Annotated in this window: 15 protein-coding genes; 6 read left to right on the top strand and 9 right to left on the bottom strand. The window is 64.0% G+C overall.

Annotation, left to right across the window (positions count from 1 at the left end; translation table 11 throughout):
* Positions 1–6: 6 nt before the first annotated feature.
* A complete protein-coding gene (locus MesoLj_RS30320) occupies positions 7–783 on the bottom strand; it encodes an SDR family NAD(P)-dependent oxidoreductase (protein WP_202323615.1) in 777 nt (258 codons plus the stop codon).
* Between the two features lie 231 nt (positions 784–1,014).
* Between MesoLj_RS30320 and MesoLj_RS30315 the strand changes: the two genes are divergently transcribed.
* The 6 genes from MesoLj_RS30315 to MesoLj_RS30290 all read left to right on the top strand — a co-directional run bounded on the left by MesoLj_RS30315 (position 1,015) and on the right by MesoLj_RS30290 (position 6,401).
* Positions 1,015–1,647 carry an RraA family protein gene (locus MesoLj_RS30315; protein WP_140769555.1) on the top strand — a complete coding sequence of 211 codons (633 nt, stop codon included), beginning with the start codon at positions 1,015–1,017 and terminating at the stop codon, positions 1,645–1,647.
* A gap of 157 nt (positions 1,648–1,804) precedes the next feature.
* Positions 1,805–2,914, top strand: coding sequence for a branched-chain amino acid ABC transporter substrate-binding protein (locus MesoLj_RS30310; protein WP_244735204.1), 1,110 nt, complete (start codon positions 1,805–1,807; stop codon positions 2,912–2,914).
* Between the two features lie 121 nt (positions 2,915–3,035).
* The gene (locus MesoLj_RS30305) at positions 3,036–3,947 is read left to right on the top strand and encodes a branched-chain amino acid ABC transporter permease (protein ID WP_202323614.1); all 912 of its coding nucleotides are present in this window, start codon (positions 3,036–3,038) and stop codon (positions 3,945–3,947) included.
* Positions 3,947–4,906 (top strand): branched-chain amino acid ABC transporter permease, encoded by a 960-nt coding sequence (locus MesoLj_RS30300; protein WP_244735203.1) that lies wholly within the window; start codon positions 3,947–3,949, stop codon positions 4,904–4,906. Before MesoLj_RS30305 ends, MesoLj_RS30300 begins: the two co-directional genes overlap by 1 nt.
* A gap of 2 nt (positions 4,907–4,908) precedes the next feature.
* Complete coding sequence (locus MesoLj_RS30295; protein ID WP_202323613.1) at positions 4,909–5,673, top strand: ABC transporter ATP-binding protein; 765 nt, start codon at positions 4,909–4,911, stop codon at positions 5,671–5,673.
* Positions 5,673–6,401, top strand: coding sequence for an ABC transporter ATP-binding protein (locus tag MesoLj_RS30290; RefSeq protein WP_140769545.1), 729 nt, complete (start codon positions 5,673–5,675; stop codon positions 6,399–6,401). Before MesoLj_RS30295 ends, MesoLj_RS30290 begins: the two co-directional genes overlap by 1 nt.
* A 43-nt stretch (positions 6,402–6,444) precedes the next feature.
* Here the strand turns inward: MesoLj_RS30290 and MesoLj_RS30285 are convergent, their stop codons facing one another.
* From MesoLj_RS30285 to MesoLj_RS30250, 8 genes are all read right to left on the bottom strand, one after another.
* Positions 6,445–7,257, bottom strand: coding sequence for an NAD-dependent epimerase/dehydratase family protein (locus tag MesoLj_RS30285; RefSeq protein WP_202323612.1), 813 nt, complete (start codon positions 7,255–7,257; stop codon positions 6,445–6,447).
* Between the two features lie 3 nt (positions 7,258–7,260).
* Entirely contained in the window at positions 7,261–8,463 is a 1,203-nt protein-coding gene (locus MesoLj_RS30280; protein WP_202323611.1) for a pyridoxal phosphate-dependent aminotransferase, read from the bottom strand.
* Positions 8,460–10,079, bottom strand: coding sequence for a hydantoinase B/oxoprolinase family protein (locus MesoLj_RS30275; RefSeq protein WP_202323610.1), 1,620 nt, complete (start codon positions 10,077–10,079; stop codon positions 8,460–8,462). Before MesoLj_RS30275 ends, MesoLj_RS30280 begins: the two co-directional genes overlap by 4 nt.
* The gene (locus MesoLj_RS30270) at positions 10,076–12,172 is read right to left on the bottom strand and encodes a hydantoinase/oxoprolinase family protein (protein WP_202323609.1); all 2,097 of its coding nucleotides are present in this window, start codon (positions 12,170–12,172) and stop codon (positions 10,076–10,078) included. The genes MesoLj_RS30275 and MesoLj_RS30270 overlap by 4 nt, the downstream gene beginning before the upstream one ends.
* A complete protein-coding gene (locus MesoLj_RS30265; protein WP_202323608.1) occupies positions 12,169–13,839 on the bottom strand; it encodes a thiamine pyrophosphate-dependent enzyme in 1,671 nt (556 codons plus the stop codon). Before MesoLj_RS30265 ends, MesoLj_RS30270 begins: the two co-directional genes overlap by 4 nt.
* A gap of 116 nt (positions 13,840–13,955) precedes the next feature.
* Positions 13,956–15,362 carry an FAD-binding oxidoreductase gene (locus MesoLj_RS30260; RefSeq protein ID WP_202323607.1) on the bottom strand — a complete coding sequence of 469 codons (1,407 nt, stop codon included), beginning with the start codon at positions 15,360–15,362 and terminating at the stop codon, positions 13,956–13,958.
* 54 nt (positions 15,363–15,416) lie between these two features.
* Positions 15,417–16,181, bottom strand: a complete 765-nt coding sequence (locus tag MesoLj_RS30255) for an amino acid ABC transporter ATP-binding protein (protein WP_274609141.1) — start codon at positions 16,179–16,181, stop codon at positions 15,417–15,419.
* Between the two features lie 10 nt (positions 16,182–16,191).
* Positions 16,192–17,265: an amino acid ABC transporter permease gene (locus tag MesoLj_RS30250; protein ID WP_202323606.1), complete on the bottom strand. Its 1,074-nt coding sequence runs from the start codon at positions 17,263–17,265 to the stop codon at positions 16,192–16,194.
* Positions 17,266–17,268: the final 3 nt, after the last annotated feature.

Genomic DNA, 17,268 nt, shown 5'->3' with positions numbered 1-17,268 from the left:
GGGCGCTCAGTCCTTGACCGGCACCGTATAGTTCAGGATCAGCCGGCCACCGTCGGGATAGATGGTTTGGCCGACAATGTAGGAGGCGTCGTCGCTGGCCAGAAAGGAGGCGACGCTGGCGATTTCCGACGGCTCGCCGCAGCGGCCGCTCGGCGTGCGCGACAGGATGGTCTGGCGCTGCTCCTCGCTCGCCATGACCGAGCTCTTGACCATGTCGGTCAGGATGGTGCCCGGGCCGATGGCATTGACCCGGATGTTGTGCGGGATCAGTCCGACCGCCATCACCGCCGTCAGCTGCTTGATGCCACCCTTGGACACGGCATAGGCGACCGAATTGGGAATGGCCAGAATGGCGTTGATCGACGACATGTTGATGATCGAGCCGCCACGTCCCTGCGCGATCATGGCGCGTGCCGCCGCCTGGCCGAGCAGGAAGGGCGCTTTGAGATTGATGCGCTGGACCCAGTCGAAAGCCTCTTCGGGAAAATCGACGAAATTATCCAGATGGATGACGCCTGCATTGTTGATGAGGATATCGATGCCGCCGAATCTCTCCGTGGCCTTGGCAACGATATCGGCTGCCATTTTCTGGGTGCATTCGGACAGATCCGCCGATAGCCAGGCGGCGCGCTCGCCAAGGCGTTCGGCATGCTCGCGTCCGCGATCGGCCTGGACGTCGACAAGCACGACATTGGCGCCATCGGCATGAAAGCGCTCGGCGCAGGCAAGGCCCAATCCTTGAGCTGCCCCGGTAATGATCGCGACTTTTCCTGCGTGCTTCACGGCGATTCCTTTTTTGACGAATATGGATATGTTATCCAATCTATCTCAGGCTTTTGCGTAATTGCAAGCCCATGGCTGGAGGGATTGAACCGCCAAGGTGAGTAGGAAATGCGGGGTTTTCCTCGCGTTACGGCTTTCTTTGGTGAGCTGTCGGAACCCGGTTGACTTTCTCGCTTCAATCGTGATTGGATAATATATTCATAAAAGGTATCGACTATGGGAGAGCGGAAGATGGCAGATAGGCGTCAGGACAGCGAACTCATCGACGCGTTCCGCGCATTCGCCACCCCGTTGATCAGCGACAACCTTTTGCGTGTCCCCGGGGCTGTCGGATTGCGGCCCTTTCACCGCCTGGGTGGTGTCATGGCGGGGAGGGCGCTGACGGTCAGGACCCGCCCGGGCGACAACCAGTTCATCCATCGCGCGCTCGACCTGCTGCAGCCCGGCGACGTCATTGTCGTCGATGGTGGCGGCTATGAAGGGCGCGCGCTGGTCGGTGAGATCATGACGAGCGTGGCGGCTTCGCGCGGCGCGGCTGGCATTGTCCTCGACGGCGCTATTCGCGATGCCGGCGCCATCGGCCGCAGCGCATTTCCATGCTTCGCGCGTTCGGCCATCCATCTCGGGCCTTACAAGGACGGTCCAGGCGCGATCAATGTTCCGGTCTGTGTGGGCGGCATGGTTGTCAGCCCAGGTGACATCGTCGTGGGCGATGAGGATGGCGTCGTGGCCTTTCCGGTTGACGGTGCCACGGCCTTGCTGGCCGCCGTCCGGGCACAGGAAGCGCGCGAAGCCGAGATCATGCAGAGCATCAGGGAGAACCGCTACCAGGGTGCCTATGCCCAGGCCGCCGGCGGGCATTGACCTGCCGGGCGAGGTCCTTGCCGTCGAGCATGACATGCTCCGCGCCCGGCCAGGGGAGCCAACCACATCCAATCGCCCGAGGGCGGTTCGACAAAAACACAAGAATGCATTCCGGGCACGCCGCCTGGATGCGCCAACAGGGGAAATGGAGAGAATAATGGTTGTTTGTTTCAAGAAGCTCGCTTGCGCCACCGCCCTTGCCGGGTTGGTCATGACAGCGGCGGCCGCGGCCGCCGACATCAAGGTCGGCATCATCGCCCCGATGACGGGTCAACTCGCCAGCGAAGGCCAGGACATGGAGAACGCCGTCAAGATGGCGATCGACGCCGCCAATGCCAAGGGCGGCGCCAACGGCGACAAGATCGTCACCACGACCGCCGACGACGCCTGCGATCCGCAGCAAGCTGTGACCGCGGGCAGCAAGCTTGTCTCGGAAGGCGTGACCGCCATCGTCGGCGGCTACTGCTCGGGCGCGGTCTTGCCGACATTGAAGATCTATGGTGATGCCGGCATTCCGTTCGTCATCATCGGCGCGAACTCGACCAAGCTGGTCGCCGCCAATCAGGGCAATGCCTTCCTCGCCAATTCAACCGGCGACATGCAGGCCGTAACGGCCGTCGAGCTGTTCAAGAAGAACGGTTACAAGAAGATCGCGGTCATCGACGAGGGCGACGCCTATTCGTCCGACCTGGCCAAGCTGACCGCCGAAGCCTTCAAGAACGCCGGCGGCGAGATTGCCGCGAGGGAAACCACCACTGCCGGCGAGCAGGACTATTCGGCTGTCGTCACCAAGGTCAAGTCAAGCGGCGCCGACGCCGTCTTCTGGACCGCCTATCATGCCGGTGGCGCCCTGCTCACCAAGCAGCTTCGCCAGGCTGGTTTCCAGGGTGGCATCGTGCTCGGCGACGGCAACAATTCGCCGGAATATCTAGAGATCGCCGGCTCGGCCGGCGAGGGTGTGTACCTCCTGTCTCCGCCGACCGTCGATCTCCTGTCCGGCGCGGGCGATTTCAAGGCCAAGTACAAGGAGGCCTATGGCCGTGATGCCGGTGCCTATGCCGCTCTCTCCCATGATGTCGGCGACTTGATCGTCGACGCGATCACGCGGGCGAAGTCGGCGGATCAGAAGGCAATCATCGAGGCGCTCAAGGCAAGCGACTTCAAGGGCCTCGCCGGCGAGATCAAGTTCACCGACAAGAACACGCTGCAGACGTCGAACTTCCGCCCTGTGATCGCCAAGGGCGGCAAGTGGGTGGCCGCCGAATAAAAGGCGAAACAGATCGATGCCGGGGCGGGGCCCGAACCCGCCCCGGTATCGTTGTCGCTTGTCTGGGACGCAGCCGTGCCACCTGGACAAGATCGTCTCAATTTCCAGATCTGGAGCATCAATGACGTTCGACCTGGTTATTCAGCAACTGGTGAACGGCCTCATCGTCGGTTCGTTCTATGCCCTGATCGCGCTTGGCTACAGCATGGTCTTCGGCGTCATCAAGCTCCTGAATTTTGCTCATGGCGATATCTACATGAGCGGCGCCTTCATCGGCCTTATCGTGTTTTCCTTCGTCGGCATCTGGGTCGGCAATGGTTGGCTGGGTGTCGTCTGCGCGCTGCTCGCGTCGATGCTGGTCGTCGGCCTGCTGGGTGTCGTCATCGAGCGCTTCGCCTATCGGCCGATGCGCAATGCGCCGCGCCTCTCCATACTCATCACTGCGCTCGGTGCCTCGATGGTGCTGAACGGCAGTGCACTCGCCCTGACCGGCGGGCGGCATTATGCCTTCAGCACGGATCTCGGTTTTGCCGGCATCGATGTTTCCTCGGTCCACATCACCTACACGCAGATGGTGCTTGTCGGCGCTTCCATCACCCTGATGACCGGCATGCAGATATTCATCTCGCGCACCATGTACGGCAAGGCGATGCGCGCCGTTTCCATCGACATGGGCGCCAGCCGCCTGATGGGCATCGATGTCGACCGGGTCATCGCGCTGACCTTCTTCATGGGCTCGGCGCTCGCCGCCGGCGGCGGCGTCATGGCCGGCGCCTACTATGGCAGCGTCCATTTCTTCATGGGTTTCATCATGGGGCTGAAGGCGTTCACCGCCGCGGTCATCGGCGGGATCGGCAGCGTGCCGGGAGCCATGCTCGGCGGCCTGCTGCTCGGCCTGCTCGAGGCCTTCGGGTCGTCCTTGCCCTTCGTCGGATCGGAATGGCGCGACGTCTTCGTCTTCGGCGCCCTGATCCTGTTCCTGGTCTTCAAGCCGACCGGCATTCTTGGCCGCGCCGTCGTGGAGCGGGTGTGATGAGCGACGAAGCAAGGATCTTGCCGGCCGCCGCGCAAGCGCGATCGGTGCGCTGGTCGATTGTACTGCCCTCACTGGCGGCTCTTGCCTGCGCGCTGGCGCTGCCGCAATTCGCCAACGCCTATGTGACGGAGGTGGCGACGACGACGCTGCTCTATGTCGTCCTGTGCCTCGGCCTCAACATCGTCGTCGGCTATGCCGGCTTGCTCGATCTCGGCTATGCCGCCTTCTTTGCGGTGGGCGCCTACACATCAGGCATCCTGACCGCGGAGTTCGGCTTCAATTTCTGGCTCACCATCCCGATCGCCATGGCGGCAGCCTGCGTGGCCGGCATCATCATCGGCGCGCCGACGCTGAGGCTGCGCAGCGACTATCTGGCTATCGTGACGCTGGGCTTCGGCGAGATCGTGCGCATCATCGCCCGCAATCTCGATATCACGGGTGGCGCCAGTGGCCTCGTCGGCATCGAGCGGCCCGAGATCTTCGGTTTCAAACTGATGCATGTGCAACACTTCTACTATGCGTTCCTGGTGCTGGCCCTCGTCACCGTCTTCGTCTGCCTGAGCGTGGAGCGGTCGCGAATGGGGCGGGCCTGGTTCTATGTTCGTTATGATGAGGATGCCGCCGCCGGCATCGGCATCAACCGGGTCGCGGCCAAGCTGCAGGCATACATGATGGGGGCGGTGATCGCCTCCGTGGCCGGCTGCCTCTACGCCGCCAAGATGACCGCCATCTCGCCTGAGAGTTTTACCTTCAACCAGTCGCTTCTCATCCTTCTCGGCGTCGTCCTTGGCGGTATGGGCCGCATTCCCGGTGTCGTGCTCGGCGCCGTCCTGGTTGCCCTGCTTCCGGAGGTGCTGCGTGGGGCGGGCACCTATCGTCCGCTCGTGACTGCTCTGGCACTGCTGGCAATCATGCTTTTCAGGCCGAACGGCCTGTGGCCGGACAAGCGGGGTTGACCATGGCCTTGCTGGAAGTCCGCGATCTGCGTCTCAGCTTCGGAGGGCTGAAGGTCCTTCATGACATCTCCTTCTCTGTGGAGAAGGGCGCCATCAACAGCCTGATCGGCCCCAATGGCGCCGGCAAGACGTCGCTCTTCAACTGCCTGACCGGCTTCTACAAGCCGAAGGGTGGGTCGATCAGCCTGGCCGGCCGGTCGATCACCGGTCTGCCGCCGCATCGTATCACCGCGCTTGGGCTTGCCCGCACGTTCCAGAACATCAGGCTGTTCAAGGAAATGACCGTTCTGGAAAACGCCATGTCGGGCCAGCATTGCCGCAGCCGCCACGGCATTGTCTCGGCGATCCTGCACTTGCCATCGCAGCGGCGCGAAGAGGAAGCTATTCACGCGGCCGGCATGCGCTGGCTCGATTTCGTCGGCATAAAAGAACATGCTCATCGCCAGGCCGGCGGTCTTTCCTATGGCGATCAACGGCGGCTCGAACTCGCAAGAGCCCTGGCATCGACGCCCGAGCTTATCCTGCTGGACGAGCCGGCCGCCGGCCTCAACGAGCACGAGAAGCTGGACCTAGTGAACCTGATCCGCCGCGTCCGCGACGAAACCGGTGTGACTGTCCTGCTGATCGAGCACGATATGGGCTTGGTCATGCAGGTATCGGAAAGGATCGTCGTGTTCGATCACGGCCAGAAGATCGCCGATGGGACGCCGGAGGCCGTGCGTGCGGATCCCAAGGTCATCGAAGCCTATCTCGGGACGGAGGATTGATGGACGCCGATATTGTTCTTTCCGCCGACCGGATCGTCACGCGTTATGGCGGCATCGAAGCCCTTCACGGCGTCAGCCTTTCGGTCAAGCGCGGCCAGATCGTCACGCTGCTTGGCGCCAATGGCGCGGGCAAGAGCACGACGTTGCGCACACTGTCCGGCCTCATCGCGGCATCCTCCGGAAGTGTCCGATTTCTGGGCGAGGACATAACCAGGGTTGCCGCCCATCGCCTGCCGCATCGCGGGCTCGTCCATGTGCCGGAGGGCAGGCGCATATTCGGCGACATGACGATCAAGGAGAACCTTGACCTGGGCTCGTTCACGCTGACCGACGATGCCGAGCGGCGCCGGCGGATGGATCACGTTTTCGAACTTTTTCCGATCCTGGCGCGCCGGCGCAATGGCGATGCAAGGAACCTGTCCGGCGGAGAGCAGCAGATGCTTGCGATCGGCAGGGCTTTGATGGCCGCGCCGAAGGTGCTGTTGCTTGATGAGCCGTCAATGGGGTTGGCACCGCAATTGATCAAGGAGGTCATGAACATCGTGCAGCGCCTCAACCGCGAAGGCGTGACCATCCTGCTGGTGGAGCAGAACAGCAAGGTTGCCTTGAAATTCGCCGACTACGGCTATGTCCTGAAAGGCGGGCGCATCGTCCTCGAGGGAACCGGCAGCGATCTCGCGAGCAACGACGCGGTCATCGGCGCTTATCTGGGCGGTGCTGCTGCCTGAAAGCGGGGCCGCCGTTTCACCGAAACGGCGGTCCGCTCTATAGTCATGCGGGTTTGTCGTCGGGGTGGCCGAGCTCGCAGAACCAGCCGCCGAGATATTTTACCGACGGTCTTTTCGGATCGGGAATGGGGGTCTTTGCTTCCACGGCGGCGCGGAACGGCTCGGCGCTGTCCTGCGGGATGAACCCCAGATGGTTGGCGCCGCTGTTGTCGACCGTCTTCACCTTGTTGTCCGAAATGCCGAAGGAGATCGTGTGGCCGACGCGCGGCGCGGTAAGCGCCGCCTCGACCAGGCGCACGCAGTCGGCAAAGGAAAGATACGACCACAGCATGCGCCGGTCCGCCGGTTCGGGGAAGGATGAGAAGATGCGCAAGCACACCGTCTCGATGCCGAATTTGTCCCAGTAGAGCCGGCTGAGGCTCTCGACGAAATTCTTCGAGACACCGTAGAGGCTGTCGGGGCGCACCGGCGCGTCGACGCCGATATGCGCCTCGACCTCGTGATAGCCGATCGCATGCACCGAGGAGGCGTAGATGACGCGCTTGACGCCGTGTTTCCGGGCGCCTTCGTAGATGTGGTAGGAGCCGCGTATGCTGGAATCCAGGATCGTCTGCCATTCGCATTCGAGCGGCGCGCCGCCGAAGTGAACGATCGCGTCACAGTCCTTGGTAGCCGCGATCGTCGCCTCCATGTCGGCGAGATCGAAGACCGCTTCTTCTTCGTGAGGCGCGAGGTCGCCGAACGGTAGGCGTCCCGCCAGGCGGATGGTTTTCGCCAGCGGCATCAGCCCCTTGCGCAGTTCCGAGCCGAGGCGGCCGGCGGCGCCGGTGATCAGGATACGGTCGTAATGCGGCATCATCTACTCCACTTGCGCGACGGCGGCGTTGATCCGCGCGATCGCCTCGGTCAGCACCTCTTCGCTGGTCGCGGTCGAGATCCGAAAATAGGGTGAAAGTCCATAGGCCGCACCCGGCACGGACGCCACGCGGCCTTCGGTGAGGAGATAGTTCGCCACCGCCGCATCGTCCTCCAGCACGACGCCTTTCGGCGTCTTGCGGCCGATCAGGCTGGCGCAGCCGATATAGGCATAGAAGGCGCCGTCCGGCGGCGACAGCGTCAGCCCGTTGATCTTCCTGATCCCATCGACGACGAGGTCACGGCGCGCTTCGAAGGCTTGCCGGAAGCGCGCCACCTCGTCCTGCGGACCGTTGAGCGCGGCCACCGTCGCCGCCTGTGCGATCGAGCAGACGGAGGTGCAGGACTGGCTCTGGATGGTCGACATCGCCTTCGCCAGCAGTGCTGGTCCGGCCGCATAGCCCACACGCCAGCCGGTCATCGCATAGGATTTCGAGACGCCGTTGACGATCAGCGTGCGGTCCCTGAGTTCCGGGCAGGCCTTGCCGAAGGAAACGAATTCGCGGCCGTCGAACAGGATGTGCTCATAGATCTCGTCGGAGAGCACGAGCACTTGCGGGTGCCTTGCCAGAACCGCGCCCAGCGCTTGCAGATCCGATTGTGAGTAGACGGCGCCGGACGGGTTGCCCGGCATGTTGAGGAAGAGCCATTTCGTCCTTGGCGTGATGGCTTTCTCCAGCACATCCGGCGTCAGCCGGAAGCCTGATGTCTCCGGGCATTCGACGGTGACGGGCGTGCCGCCGAGAAGCTTCACCATTTCGGGATAGGAGACGAAATAGGGCGCCGGCAGGATCGCCTCGTCACCGCTCTCCAGCGTCGCCATCAGCGCGTTGAAGATGATCTGCTTGGCGCCGTTGGCCACGACGATGTCGTCGGTCGTGTAGTCCAGCCCGTTCTCGCGTCTGAATTTGCCGGCAATGGCTTCGCGCACTTCTATCGTGCCGGCCGCACCGGTGTAGAGCGTCTGTCCCGCCTTCGCCGCGAAATGGGCGGCGTCGATGATGTGGCTGGGCGTCGGGAAATCCGGTTCGCCCAGGCCGAGATCGATCACGTCGACGCCCTTGGCGCGCAGCGCCTTGGCGGCTTGCGACGCAGCCATCGAAGCCGAGAGCTTCACCGCCGACAGGCGCGAGGCAATGTAGCTCATTTGCCGTTCTCCGAAATGTATTGCTTGGAGCGGTCGTTCGCCCGCGCCTCGGTGCTGCGTTTGGCCGGATCGCCATAGCCGCCGCCGCCAGGCAGTTCGAGGATCAGCCGGCGGCCTGCCGGGACGTGCTGCCAGCCCTTGGGCCGCATCTGCGTGCCATCGTCCAGCCTGACCACGCCAGCGACGCCAGGCTCGCCGCCATTGCGTCCATGGGCGGGGTGATTGACGCGGTCGAACATCGCCGAGAAGTCGAATTCGTGGCCTTCCAACGCGGCGATTTCGATGACTTGTCCGAGGCCGCCACGGAACTCTCCGTCACCGCCGGAACCCGGCCGCAGCTCCTTGCGCCAGATGACGATGGGACCGGTGTGCTCGGTCGCTTCGATCGGCATCGTGTGCACGCCGGACGGGAAGGCGGTCGCCGACAGGCCGTCGATCCCGGGCCGCGCGCCCATGCCACCGGAATTGAACATCAGCACCTCGGCGCGGCGGCCCGAACCGCCTGCGACCGGGCGCACCGAGATGTGAATGTTCCACAACGCGCCGGCGCCCTCCGCAAGGATCTTGCCCGGCAAGGCCTGGGAGAGCGCGCCCAGCACGAGATCGGGGACCATGTGGCCGAAGATGTGCCGCAGCGCCACCGGCGCCGGCCGCACCGCGTTCAGGATGTTGACCGGCGACGTCACGGTGAAGAAGGCGAGCGAGGCGGCGTTGTTGGGAATGTCGGGCGCAACCACGCATTTCAGCGCGTAGCAGGCATAGGCCTTGCTGTAGATGATCGGACAGTTGATGCCCCACCGGCTCATCGCATCAGTGCCGGTGAAATCGACCTCGACATGATCGTCGCGGACCGACACCTTTGCCGCCAGCTTCACCGGCGCGTCATAGCCGTCGGTCACGAGTTCATTCGACCAAGTGCCCTTCGGCAGCGCCTTGATGCGTTCGAGCATAGCGTCGCGGGTGCGCGAGAAGATGAAGTCGCCAAGGCCATCAAGTGATGCCAGGCCAATCTCCTTCATCATGTCGACGAGGCGGCGATGGCCGACCTCGTTGCAGGCGGCGAGCGAATAGAAATCGCCGACCACTTGGTTCGGTTCGCGGACATTGGCGCGCAGCAGGCGGACGAGGTCGAGATTGACCTTGCCCTTCTCCGCGAACTTCATGATCGGGATCTGGATGCCTTCCTCGTAGACCGACTTGCCGTCGGCGCCGAAGCCGCGCCCGCCGACATCGACGACATGCGCCGTGCAGGCGAAGAACGCCACCAACTCGCCATTCAGGAACGACGGCGACACCATGGTGATGTCGTGCAGATGACCAGTGCCCAGCCAGGGATCGTTGGTGACATAGGTGTCGCCCTCGAACATGGCCTCGCGCGGGATTTCATTCATGAAATGCAGCACCGCCTCGGCCATGGTGTTGACGTGGCCAGGCGTGCCGGTCACCGCCTGCGCCAGCATCTGGCCGCGCGGGTCGAACACGCCCGCCGATAGGTCGCCGGACTCGCGCACCGAAGTCGAGAAGGCCGTGCGCAGCAAGGTGAGCGCCTGCTCCTCGACCACCGAGATCAACCGGTTCCACATCACCTGCATGCGGATTTCGCTGATGTCGCTCATGACCGGCTGCCTTTGCGGACCAGAAGGATTGCGCCGTCGCTCTGGATGACGGCGTCGAAGCTGGTGGTGACGACGGTGGACGTCTCGCGTTCGACAATAACCACGGGACCGGCGACGCGGTCGCCGGCGCTGAGCGTATCGCGCTCGACGATGCCATAGGTCTGCGGCTCACCGCTCGCCGGATCGAACACTGCGCGGGTGATGGTCGGCGCGTTGGTTCGCTTGCCGCTCGCAAGCTCGTGCCTGGCGACATCAGGCCTGACATCCGTCGCCTTGACCGACCAGGTGACGATCTCGATCTCCAGCCCGTCGAGCCCTTCGATGGCGCGGCCGAAGAAGCGCTGGTAGTTCGCCTCGAACAGCTCCTTGAGACTTGTGACGGCATCCTCGCCGAACGGCTCATCCGGCACCGGCACGGGAATTTCCCAGCCCTGGCCGGCATAGCGCATGAAGGCGGTGATTTCGCAGGTGATGCTGCCGCTGGCGCCGCTGCGCACAAAGCTTTCGGCTGATGCCTTGAGGTCGCCGAGCAGCGCATTGACCTCGGCCGGCTTGAACCGCGACAGACGGGTCAGCTTCGACGCCAGCGCCTCGTAGCCGAATGGCGCCTTGAGGAAGCCGATTGCCGAGCCGACGCCGGCCCCCTTGGGGACGATGCAGCGTTCGATGCCGAGTTTTTCGCAGAGCCTCGCCGCGTGAAGCGGGGCTGCGCCACCAAAGGCGATCATCAAATTGTCGGAGATGTTCTTGCCGTTCTCGACGGCGTGGACGCGGGCGGCATTGGCCATGTTCTCGTCCACCACCTCGCAGATGCCAAAGGCCGTCGACATGGCGTCGAGCGACAGGCGCTCGCCGACGTCGCGCAGGATGGCCTGTTCCGACGCCGCAGTGTCGAGCCGGATCGCGCCGCCGGCGAAATTGTCGGGGTCGAGCTTGCCGAGCACCAGGTCGGCGTCGGTGATTGCCGGGCGCTTGCCGCCGCGGCCGTAGCAGGCCGGCCCCGGCTCCGATCCGGCACTTTCAGGTCCGGTCTGGATCCGGCCCATGGCGTCGACCCATGCGATGGAGCCGCCGCCGGCGCCGATCTCGATCATCTCGATGACCGGGATCGAGATCGGCATGCCAGAGCCCTTGCAGAAGCGGTAGGTGCGCGCCACCTCGAAGGTTCTGGCTGTGCGTGGCGCAAAGTCCTCGATCAGGCAGATCTTCGCGGTCGTGCCACCCATATCGTAGGAGACAACCTTTTCCAGGCCGAAGCGCCGGGCGATGTCGGCGGCGAAGATCGCACCGCCGGCCGGGCCGGACTCGACCAGGCGCACGGGAAATTCGGAAGCCGTCTCCACCGAGATCAGGCCGCCGCCCGAATGGATCATGAAGACCGGACACTCGGCGCCCATCTCCTTGAGACGGATCTGGAAGCGGGCGAGATAATCGGCCATCTGCGGCCGCACATAGGCGTTGGCGCAGACCGTGTTGAAGCGCTCGAATTCGCGCATCTGCGGCGACACTTCGGCACTGATCGAAATCGGGATGTTGAGGTGGCGGGAAAGGATCTCGCGCGCACGGCGCTCGTGGGCCGGGTTGGTGTAGGCATGGATGAAGCCGATCGCCACCGAGCCGAAGCCGCCGGCCGCGATCCGCTCCGCGATCTCCTCCAGCGCGGCTTCATCGAGCGGCTGCAACTCCTGTCCCTCGGCGCCGATGCGGCCCTTGACCGTGAAGCGGTGCTCGCGCGGGATGAGCGGCGTCGGCAGTTGCAGGTTCAGATCGTATTGTTCGAAACGGTTTTCAGTCCGCATCTCGATCACGTCGCGAAACCCTTCGGTCGTGACCAGCGCGGTCTTGGCGCCGCGGCGCTCGATCAGGGCGTTGGTGGCGAGCGTGGTGCCGTGGATGATAATGCCGATCTCGGAGGCCGAAATGCCGGCATCGCGGGTGACGACGGCAATGCCGTCGAGGATCGCCTGCTCGGGCGCCGCATAATTGGTCAGCACCTTGGTGGAGAACAGCGTGCCCCGCAGCTCGAGGGCAATGTCGGTGAACGTGCCGCCTATGTCAGCGCCAAGACGGATGTCGTCGGTTCCGGAGGTCATGCCTTGGCCTTCTGCGAAGCGAGAGCGGCTTCGCGCATCTGGGAGAGGGTCTGCCGGGGCGTCAGCGCTTCGGGCGAGATGGCGATGTCGAGAACAGCGCCCGTCGCCGAATTGAGCGCGCGACCGAAGGCAGCGGCGAAATCCGCCGTCGTCTCGACCCGCTCGGCATGAAAGCCATAGGCCTTCGCCAGCGTGACGAAGTCCGGGTTCTCAAGCGAGGTTCCCGAGACGCGGGCCGGGTAGTTGCGTTCCTGGTGCGCGCGGATCGTGCCGTAGATACCGTTGTTGATGATCAGCACGATCGGCTGCGCGCCGGCTTGCATCGCCGTGCCGAGCTCCTGGCAGTTCATCTGGAAATCGCCGTCGCCGGCAAAGCAGACCACCGTGCGCTGCGGGAATGCGACCTTTGCCGCGACGGCCGCCGGCAGGCCGTAGCCCATGGCGCCGGATTGCGGCGCAAGCAGTCGCGCTTGCGGCCCGAACTTGAAGAACTTGTTCGGCCACACCGTGAAATTGCCGGCGCCGTTGGTGAGGATGACGTCGGCGGGCAAGGTCTCGCGCAGCCAGGCGCTGACCGCCACCATATCCACCGGGCCGGGCTGGACGGGAGCCGCGAATGTCCCTTCATAGGCTCTGCGCGCCGACGCGCGCCACTCCGTCCAGCCGCCCTTCACCGGCGTCAACGCCTTGGCGAAGGCGTTCGGGCCGGCGTGTATGCCGATTGCCGGCACGTAGATCTTGCCGATCTCGCGGTCGGAGCCGTGGACATGGATCAGCTTCTGGCGCGGCTGCGGCACCGACAGCAGCGTATAGCCATCCGTGGTCATCTCGCCGAAGCGCACATTGACGGCCAGGATCACATCGGCGTCGCCGATCAACTTCTTGACGTGCGCCACCATGCCGACACCGGCCTCGCCGACGAACACTTGCGAATGATTGTCGAACTGATCCTGGTAGCGGAACGCCGCCACGACCGGGATGTCGGAAGCCTCGGCGAAAGTCTGCAGCGCCGTGCGTCCATCCGCCGTCCAGTTGGCTCCGCCCATCAGTAGGACCGGCCTCGAGGCTGCTTCCAGAAGTTTGAGAGCCGCGGCCATCGCGTCCTGCGCCGGAGCGGCTTCGAAGATTGCGGCCGGCCCGCTGAGCGGGGCGGCTTCGGTCAGGGTCGTCAGCATGTCTTCCGGCAGTGCCACCACGACGGGGCCAGGCCGTCCGGTCAAGGCGGTGGTCCAGGCCCGTGCCACGATTTCGGGCACGCGGGAGACGTCGTCGATCTCGACCGCCCATTTGGCGACGGTGCCGTAGACGGCTCGGTAGTCGATCTCCTGAAAGGCCTCGCGGCCCTTCATGTCGGTGCCGACCTGGCCGACGAACAGGATCATCGGCGAACTGTCCTGCATGGCCGTATGCACGCCGATGCTGGCATTCGTGACGCCCGGGCCGCGCGTCACGAAGCAAATGCCGGGCGAGCCGGTCAGCTTGCCATAGGCCGAAGCCATGAACGCCGCGCCGCCCTCATTGCGGCAGAGCACATAGTCCAGCTTCCCATGCGTGTCGTGCAGCGCGTCGAGAACGGCCAGGTAGCTTTCGCCGGGCACACCGAAGCTCTTGGTCGCGCCAAGAGCGATCAGGCATTCGACAAGAAGGCGGCCGCCATTGCGGATCATGTTTTCGGCATCCTCGGTCTGGCGGCAAGCGGATCCGGCCTGCCTTTCGGATTCATACGTGCACGCTGGCGGATCGGGACGAAATCAAGAAATGCGGTCTATTCGAAAGTTTTTCTTTACTTGGAAGTCCGCACCAGAACGCCGGGGTTCATTGCGCCCAAAGGATCGAATGCGCCCTTCAGCCGCGCCATGAGGTCCCGCTCCACCAAACCGCGATTGCGCTCGGCCAGGGCGATCTTTGCCCGGCCAAGCCCATGCTCGGCCGCGAAACTGCCGCCCATTTCCGTGGCAAGCGCCGACAGCGCCTCGGCGAACTGCCCGGCCTTGCCGTTGAAGTCGGCACGGCCCTCCGGTGGCGACAGATTGTAGTGGATGTTGCCGTCGCCGAGATGGCCGAACGGGTTGATCCGCACGCCAGGCAGAATCTCGTGGCAGAGCTTGGCGCCGGCCTCGACAAAGCGGGCGATCGCGCCCGGCGGCACCGAGATGTCATGCTTGAGCTGCTCGCCCTCCAGCCGTTGCCCTTCCGGCTGTTCCTCGCGCAACCGCCAGAACTGCGCCCGATGCGCGCCCGATGTCGCCAGCGCACCATCCAGGACCAGAGCTTGCTCCATGCCCCATTCCAATGCCGAATTCAGGATTTCGTCCAAGGGAACGCGGGGCGAACCGGAAGCCAGTTCGACAAGTAGATAAACGTCACCGCGCGTCTCCAATTGATAGGCGAGGTCAGGCAGGTGCTTGAGAGCCAGTGTCAGGCCGACATCGCTGAAGAATTCGAGGCCGGTGAGGAATTCGCCTGCCTCGCCGCGCAGGAAAGCGCCGAACGCCACGGCGGCGGCAAAGTCGGGCATGACCAGAAGCGCGCTCGCCTGCTGCCTCGGCGTGGGATGGAGCCGAAGCACCGCGCGCGTCACGATGCCGAGCGTGCCTTCCGCGCCGCAGAACAACTTGCGCAGCTGGTAGCCGGCATTGTCCTTCTGCACCGCGCGCAGTCCATCCCATACCGCGCCGTCCGGCATCACGACTTCGAGGCCGAGCACGAGATCCTGCATCATGCCGTATCGGAAAGCCTGGCTGCCGCCGGCATTGGTGCCGATCAGCCCGCCAATCCTGGCGCTGCCTTCGGCGCCGAGATGCAAGGGAAACATCAGGCCATGCGGTTCCAGCGCCTCGTGCAGCGCGGCGAGCACGACGCCAGCTTCGACGACGATCGAGCCGCTGTCGAGATCCGGTTCGCCGATCGCTGCCATGCGCGACAGCGAGACGATCACCGCGTTCGGCCGCTCCGCTACGGCACCGCCGCAAAGCCCTGTGTTGCCGCCCTGCGGCACCACCGCCAATCCGGCCTCCCGGCATGCCACGACAATCGCGGCCACTTCGGCGGTGTTCGCTGGCCTGGCAACGCCCAGCGGCGCAACGCCATAGCGGTTGAGCCAATCGCGCTGATAGGGCTCGGCATCGGCGCCCGAAAGCCAGCCTTTCGGTCCGAGGATATCGCGCAACGCGGCTGTCGGGTCAGTCATGGAAATCCCTGAAGGTGGTGTGCTGCTTGAACGTTGCATCTTAAAAAATGCCGTTCAATGGCCCAGCACCTGCGACAGGAATTGTCGGGTACGCTCGTTGCGGGACGCAGTGAAAAACTCTTCCGGCGGCGCCTCCTCGACGATCTCGCCGCCATCCATGAAGACCACCCGGTCGGCGACCCGGCGGGCAAAGCCCATCTCATGCGTGACGCAGATCATCGTCATGCCTTCGGAGGCAAGCGTGACCATGACATCGAGCACTTCCGAAATCATCTCGGGATCGAGCGCCGAGGTCGGCTCGTCGAACAGCATGATCTGCGGCTGCATGCACAGCGCGCGTGCGATTGCGACCCGCTGCTGCTGGCCGCCGGAGAGCTGGCCGGGAAACTTCATCGCCTGTTCGGGAATGCGGACCTTCTCCAGATAGCGCCGGGCGGTTGCCTCTGCTTCAGCACGCGGCTTTCTGCGCACGATCATCGGCGACAGCATGCAGTTCTCGAGCACCGTCATGTGCGGGAACAGGTTGAAATGCTGGAACACCATGCCGACCTCCCGCCTGATCTCGTCGATGTTGCCGACATCGTCGTTGAGCTCGGTTCCGAGTACGGTGATACGACCTGCGTTATGTTGTTCGAGGCGATTGATGCAGCGGATCATGGTCGATTTGCCCGAGCCGGACGGACCGCAGACGACGATCTTCTCGCCGCGCTCCACGGACAGGTTGACGTTTCGCAGCGCGCGGAACGATCCATAATATTTGTCGAGCTTCTCGATGCGGACCGCGGGTCCGGCCGATTGGGTCGACTTGGCTGAAATCACGACCGCCTCCCTAGCGTTCGCTGACCGACATGCGGCGCTCGAGGAAGGCGCCGTAGCGGGACAGGCTGAAAACGAAGACGAAGTAGATGAAGGCGATGAAGGCATAGACCTCGACATAGGCGAAACGCCATTCGCCGGTTCCGTAGGCGGCATTGCCGGAAGCCAGGATCTCGAAGAAGCCGACGATGACAACCAGCGAGGTCTCCTTAAACGAGATGACGAACTGGTTGATCGTCGCCGGCAAGGCGTTCCGCATTGCCTGCGGCAGCAGGATGCGGCCGATGCGTTGCCAATAGCGCATGCCGAGCGCCATGGCTGCCTCCTCCTGTCCCTTGGCAACACCCTGCATGCCGCCGCGCACGATCTCCGCCTGGTAGGCGGAGAAAAACAGGGCTGATCCCAGGATCACCCGGTACAGTTTGTCGCCCTGCAGCCATTGCGGCAGTGCGAAAGGCAGCACGATGGCGAATGTGAACAGGATCGAGATCAGCGGCAGCGAGCGCACCCCGTCGATGATCAGGCCGGTGGTGCGGGAAATCCAGGGCAGTTCCGACCGGCGCAGCAAAGCCAGGCAGATCGCCAGCGGGAAGCCGATCAGGCAGGTGGTGACAAAGATGAACAGGGTCAGCGCCAGCCCGCCCCACGCTTCCTCGCCGACGAAGGGCAGGCCGAGCACGCCACCTTTCATCAGCACGTAGAAGACGATGGTTCCGATACCCCACACCAGCGCGATGCGGCGGCCGGTCCAGAAGGCTGGAATGCAGCTCAGCACCGTCATTACCACCACGGCCACGCAGGCCAGCGCCGAGCGCCATTGCTCCTCATAGGGGTAGAGGCCGAAGAGGATGATGCGCCATCTGGCCGCGATGACCGACCAGCAGGCCCCGGCCGCGGCCTGGCAGGCCTCGGGCCCGCCGCTCGTGGTGAAGACGGCGGAGAAGACCGCCCAGGTCAGCAGCTTCCAGACGATGAAGGCCATGATCGCCAGTGAGATCAGCGACATCACGGCCTGAAGCGGCGTTGCGAAGAAGCGTCGCCTCAGATCCTCGATCTTTCCGGGGGCGGGTGGAGCGACAATGTCCATGGC

Origin of the sequence: Mesorhizobium sp. 113-3-9, from assembly GCF_016756515.1 — a bacterium.
Classification (GTDB): domain Bacteria; phylum Pseudomonadota; class Alphaproteobacteria; order Rhizobiales; family Rhizobiaceae; genus Mesorhizobium.
Note: the sequence above shows the minus strand (reverse complement) of the source record. Positions and strands in the feature narration are given on the sequence as shown.

Bases quoted from the DNA above. Each gene is read 5' to 3' on its own strand.
- MesoLj_RS30295 (WP_202323613.1), top strand. From the start codon at position 4,909: ATGGCCTTGCTGGAAGTCCGCGATCTGCGTCTCAGCTTCGGAGGGCTG.
- MesoLj_RS30315 (WP_140769555.1), top strand. From the start codon at position 1,015: ATGGCAGATAGGCGTCAGGACAGCGAACTCATCGACGCGTTCCGCGCA.
- MesoLj_RS30285 (WP_202323612.1), bottom strand. From the start codon at position 7,257: ATGCCGCATTACGACCGTATCCTGATCACCGGCGCCGCCGGCCGCCTC.
- MesoLj_RS30260 (WP_202323607.1), bottom strand. From the start codon at position 15,362: ATGACTGACCCGACAGCCGCGTTGCGCGATATCCTCGGACCGAAAGGC.
- MesoLj_RS30250 (WP_202323606.1), bottom strand. From the start codon at position 17,265: ATGGACATTGTCGCTCCACCCGCCCCCGGAAAGATCGAGGATCTGAGG.
- MesoLj_RS30290 (WP_140769545.1), top strand. From the start codon at position 5,673: ATGGACGCCGATATTGTTCTTTCCGCCGACCGGATCGTCACGCGTTAT.
- MesoLj_RS30265 (WP_202323608.1), bottom strand. From the start codon at position 13,839: ATGATCCGCAATGGCGGCCGCCTTCTTGTCGAATGCCTGATCGCTCTT.
- MesoLj_RS30310 (WP_244735204.1), top strand. From the start codon at position 1,805: ATGGTTGTTTGTTTCAAGAAGCTCGCTTGCGCCACCGCCCTTGCCGGG.
- MesoLj_RS30280 (WP_202323611.1), bottom strand. From the start codon at position 8,463: ATGAGCTACATTGCCTCGCGCCTGTCGGCGGTGAAGCTCTCGGCTTCG.
- MesoLj_RS30270 (WP_202323609.1), bottom strand. From the start codon at position 12,172: ATGACCTCCGGAACCGACGACATCCGTCTTGGCGCTGACATAGGCGGC.
- MesoLj_RS30300 (WP_244735203.1), top strand. From the start codon at position 3,947: ATGAGCGACGAAGCAAGGATCTTGCCGGCCGCCGCGCAAGCGCGATCG.
- MesoLj_RS30305 (WP_202323614.1), top strand. From the start codon at position 3,036: ATGACGTTCGACCTGGTTATTCAGCAACTGGTGAACGGCCTCATCGTC.
- MesoLj_RS30275 (WP_202323610.1), bottom strand. From the start codon at position 10,079: ATGAGCGACATCAGCGAAATCCGCATGCAGGTGATGTGGAACCGGTTG.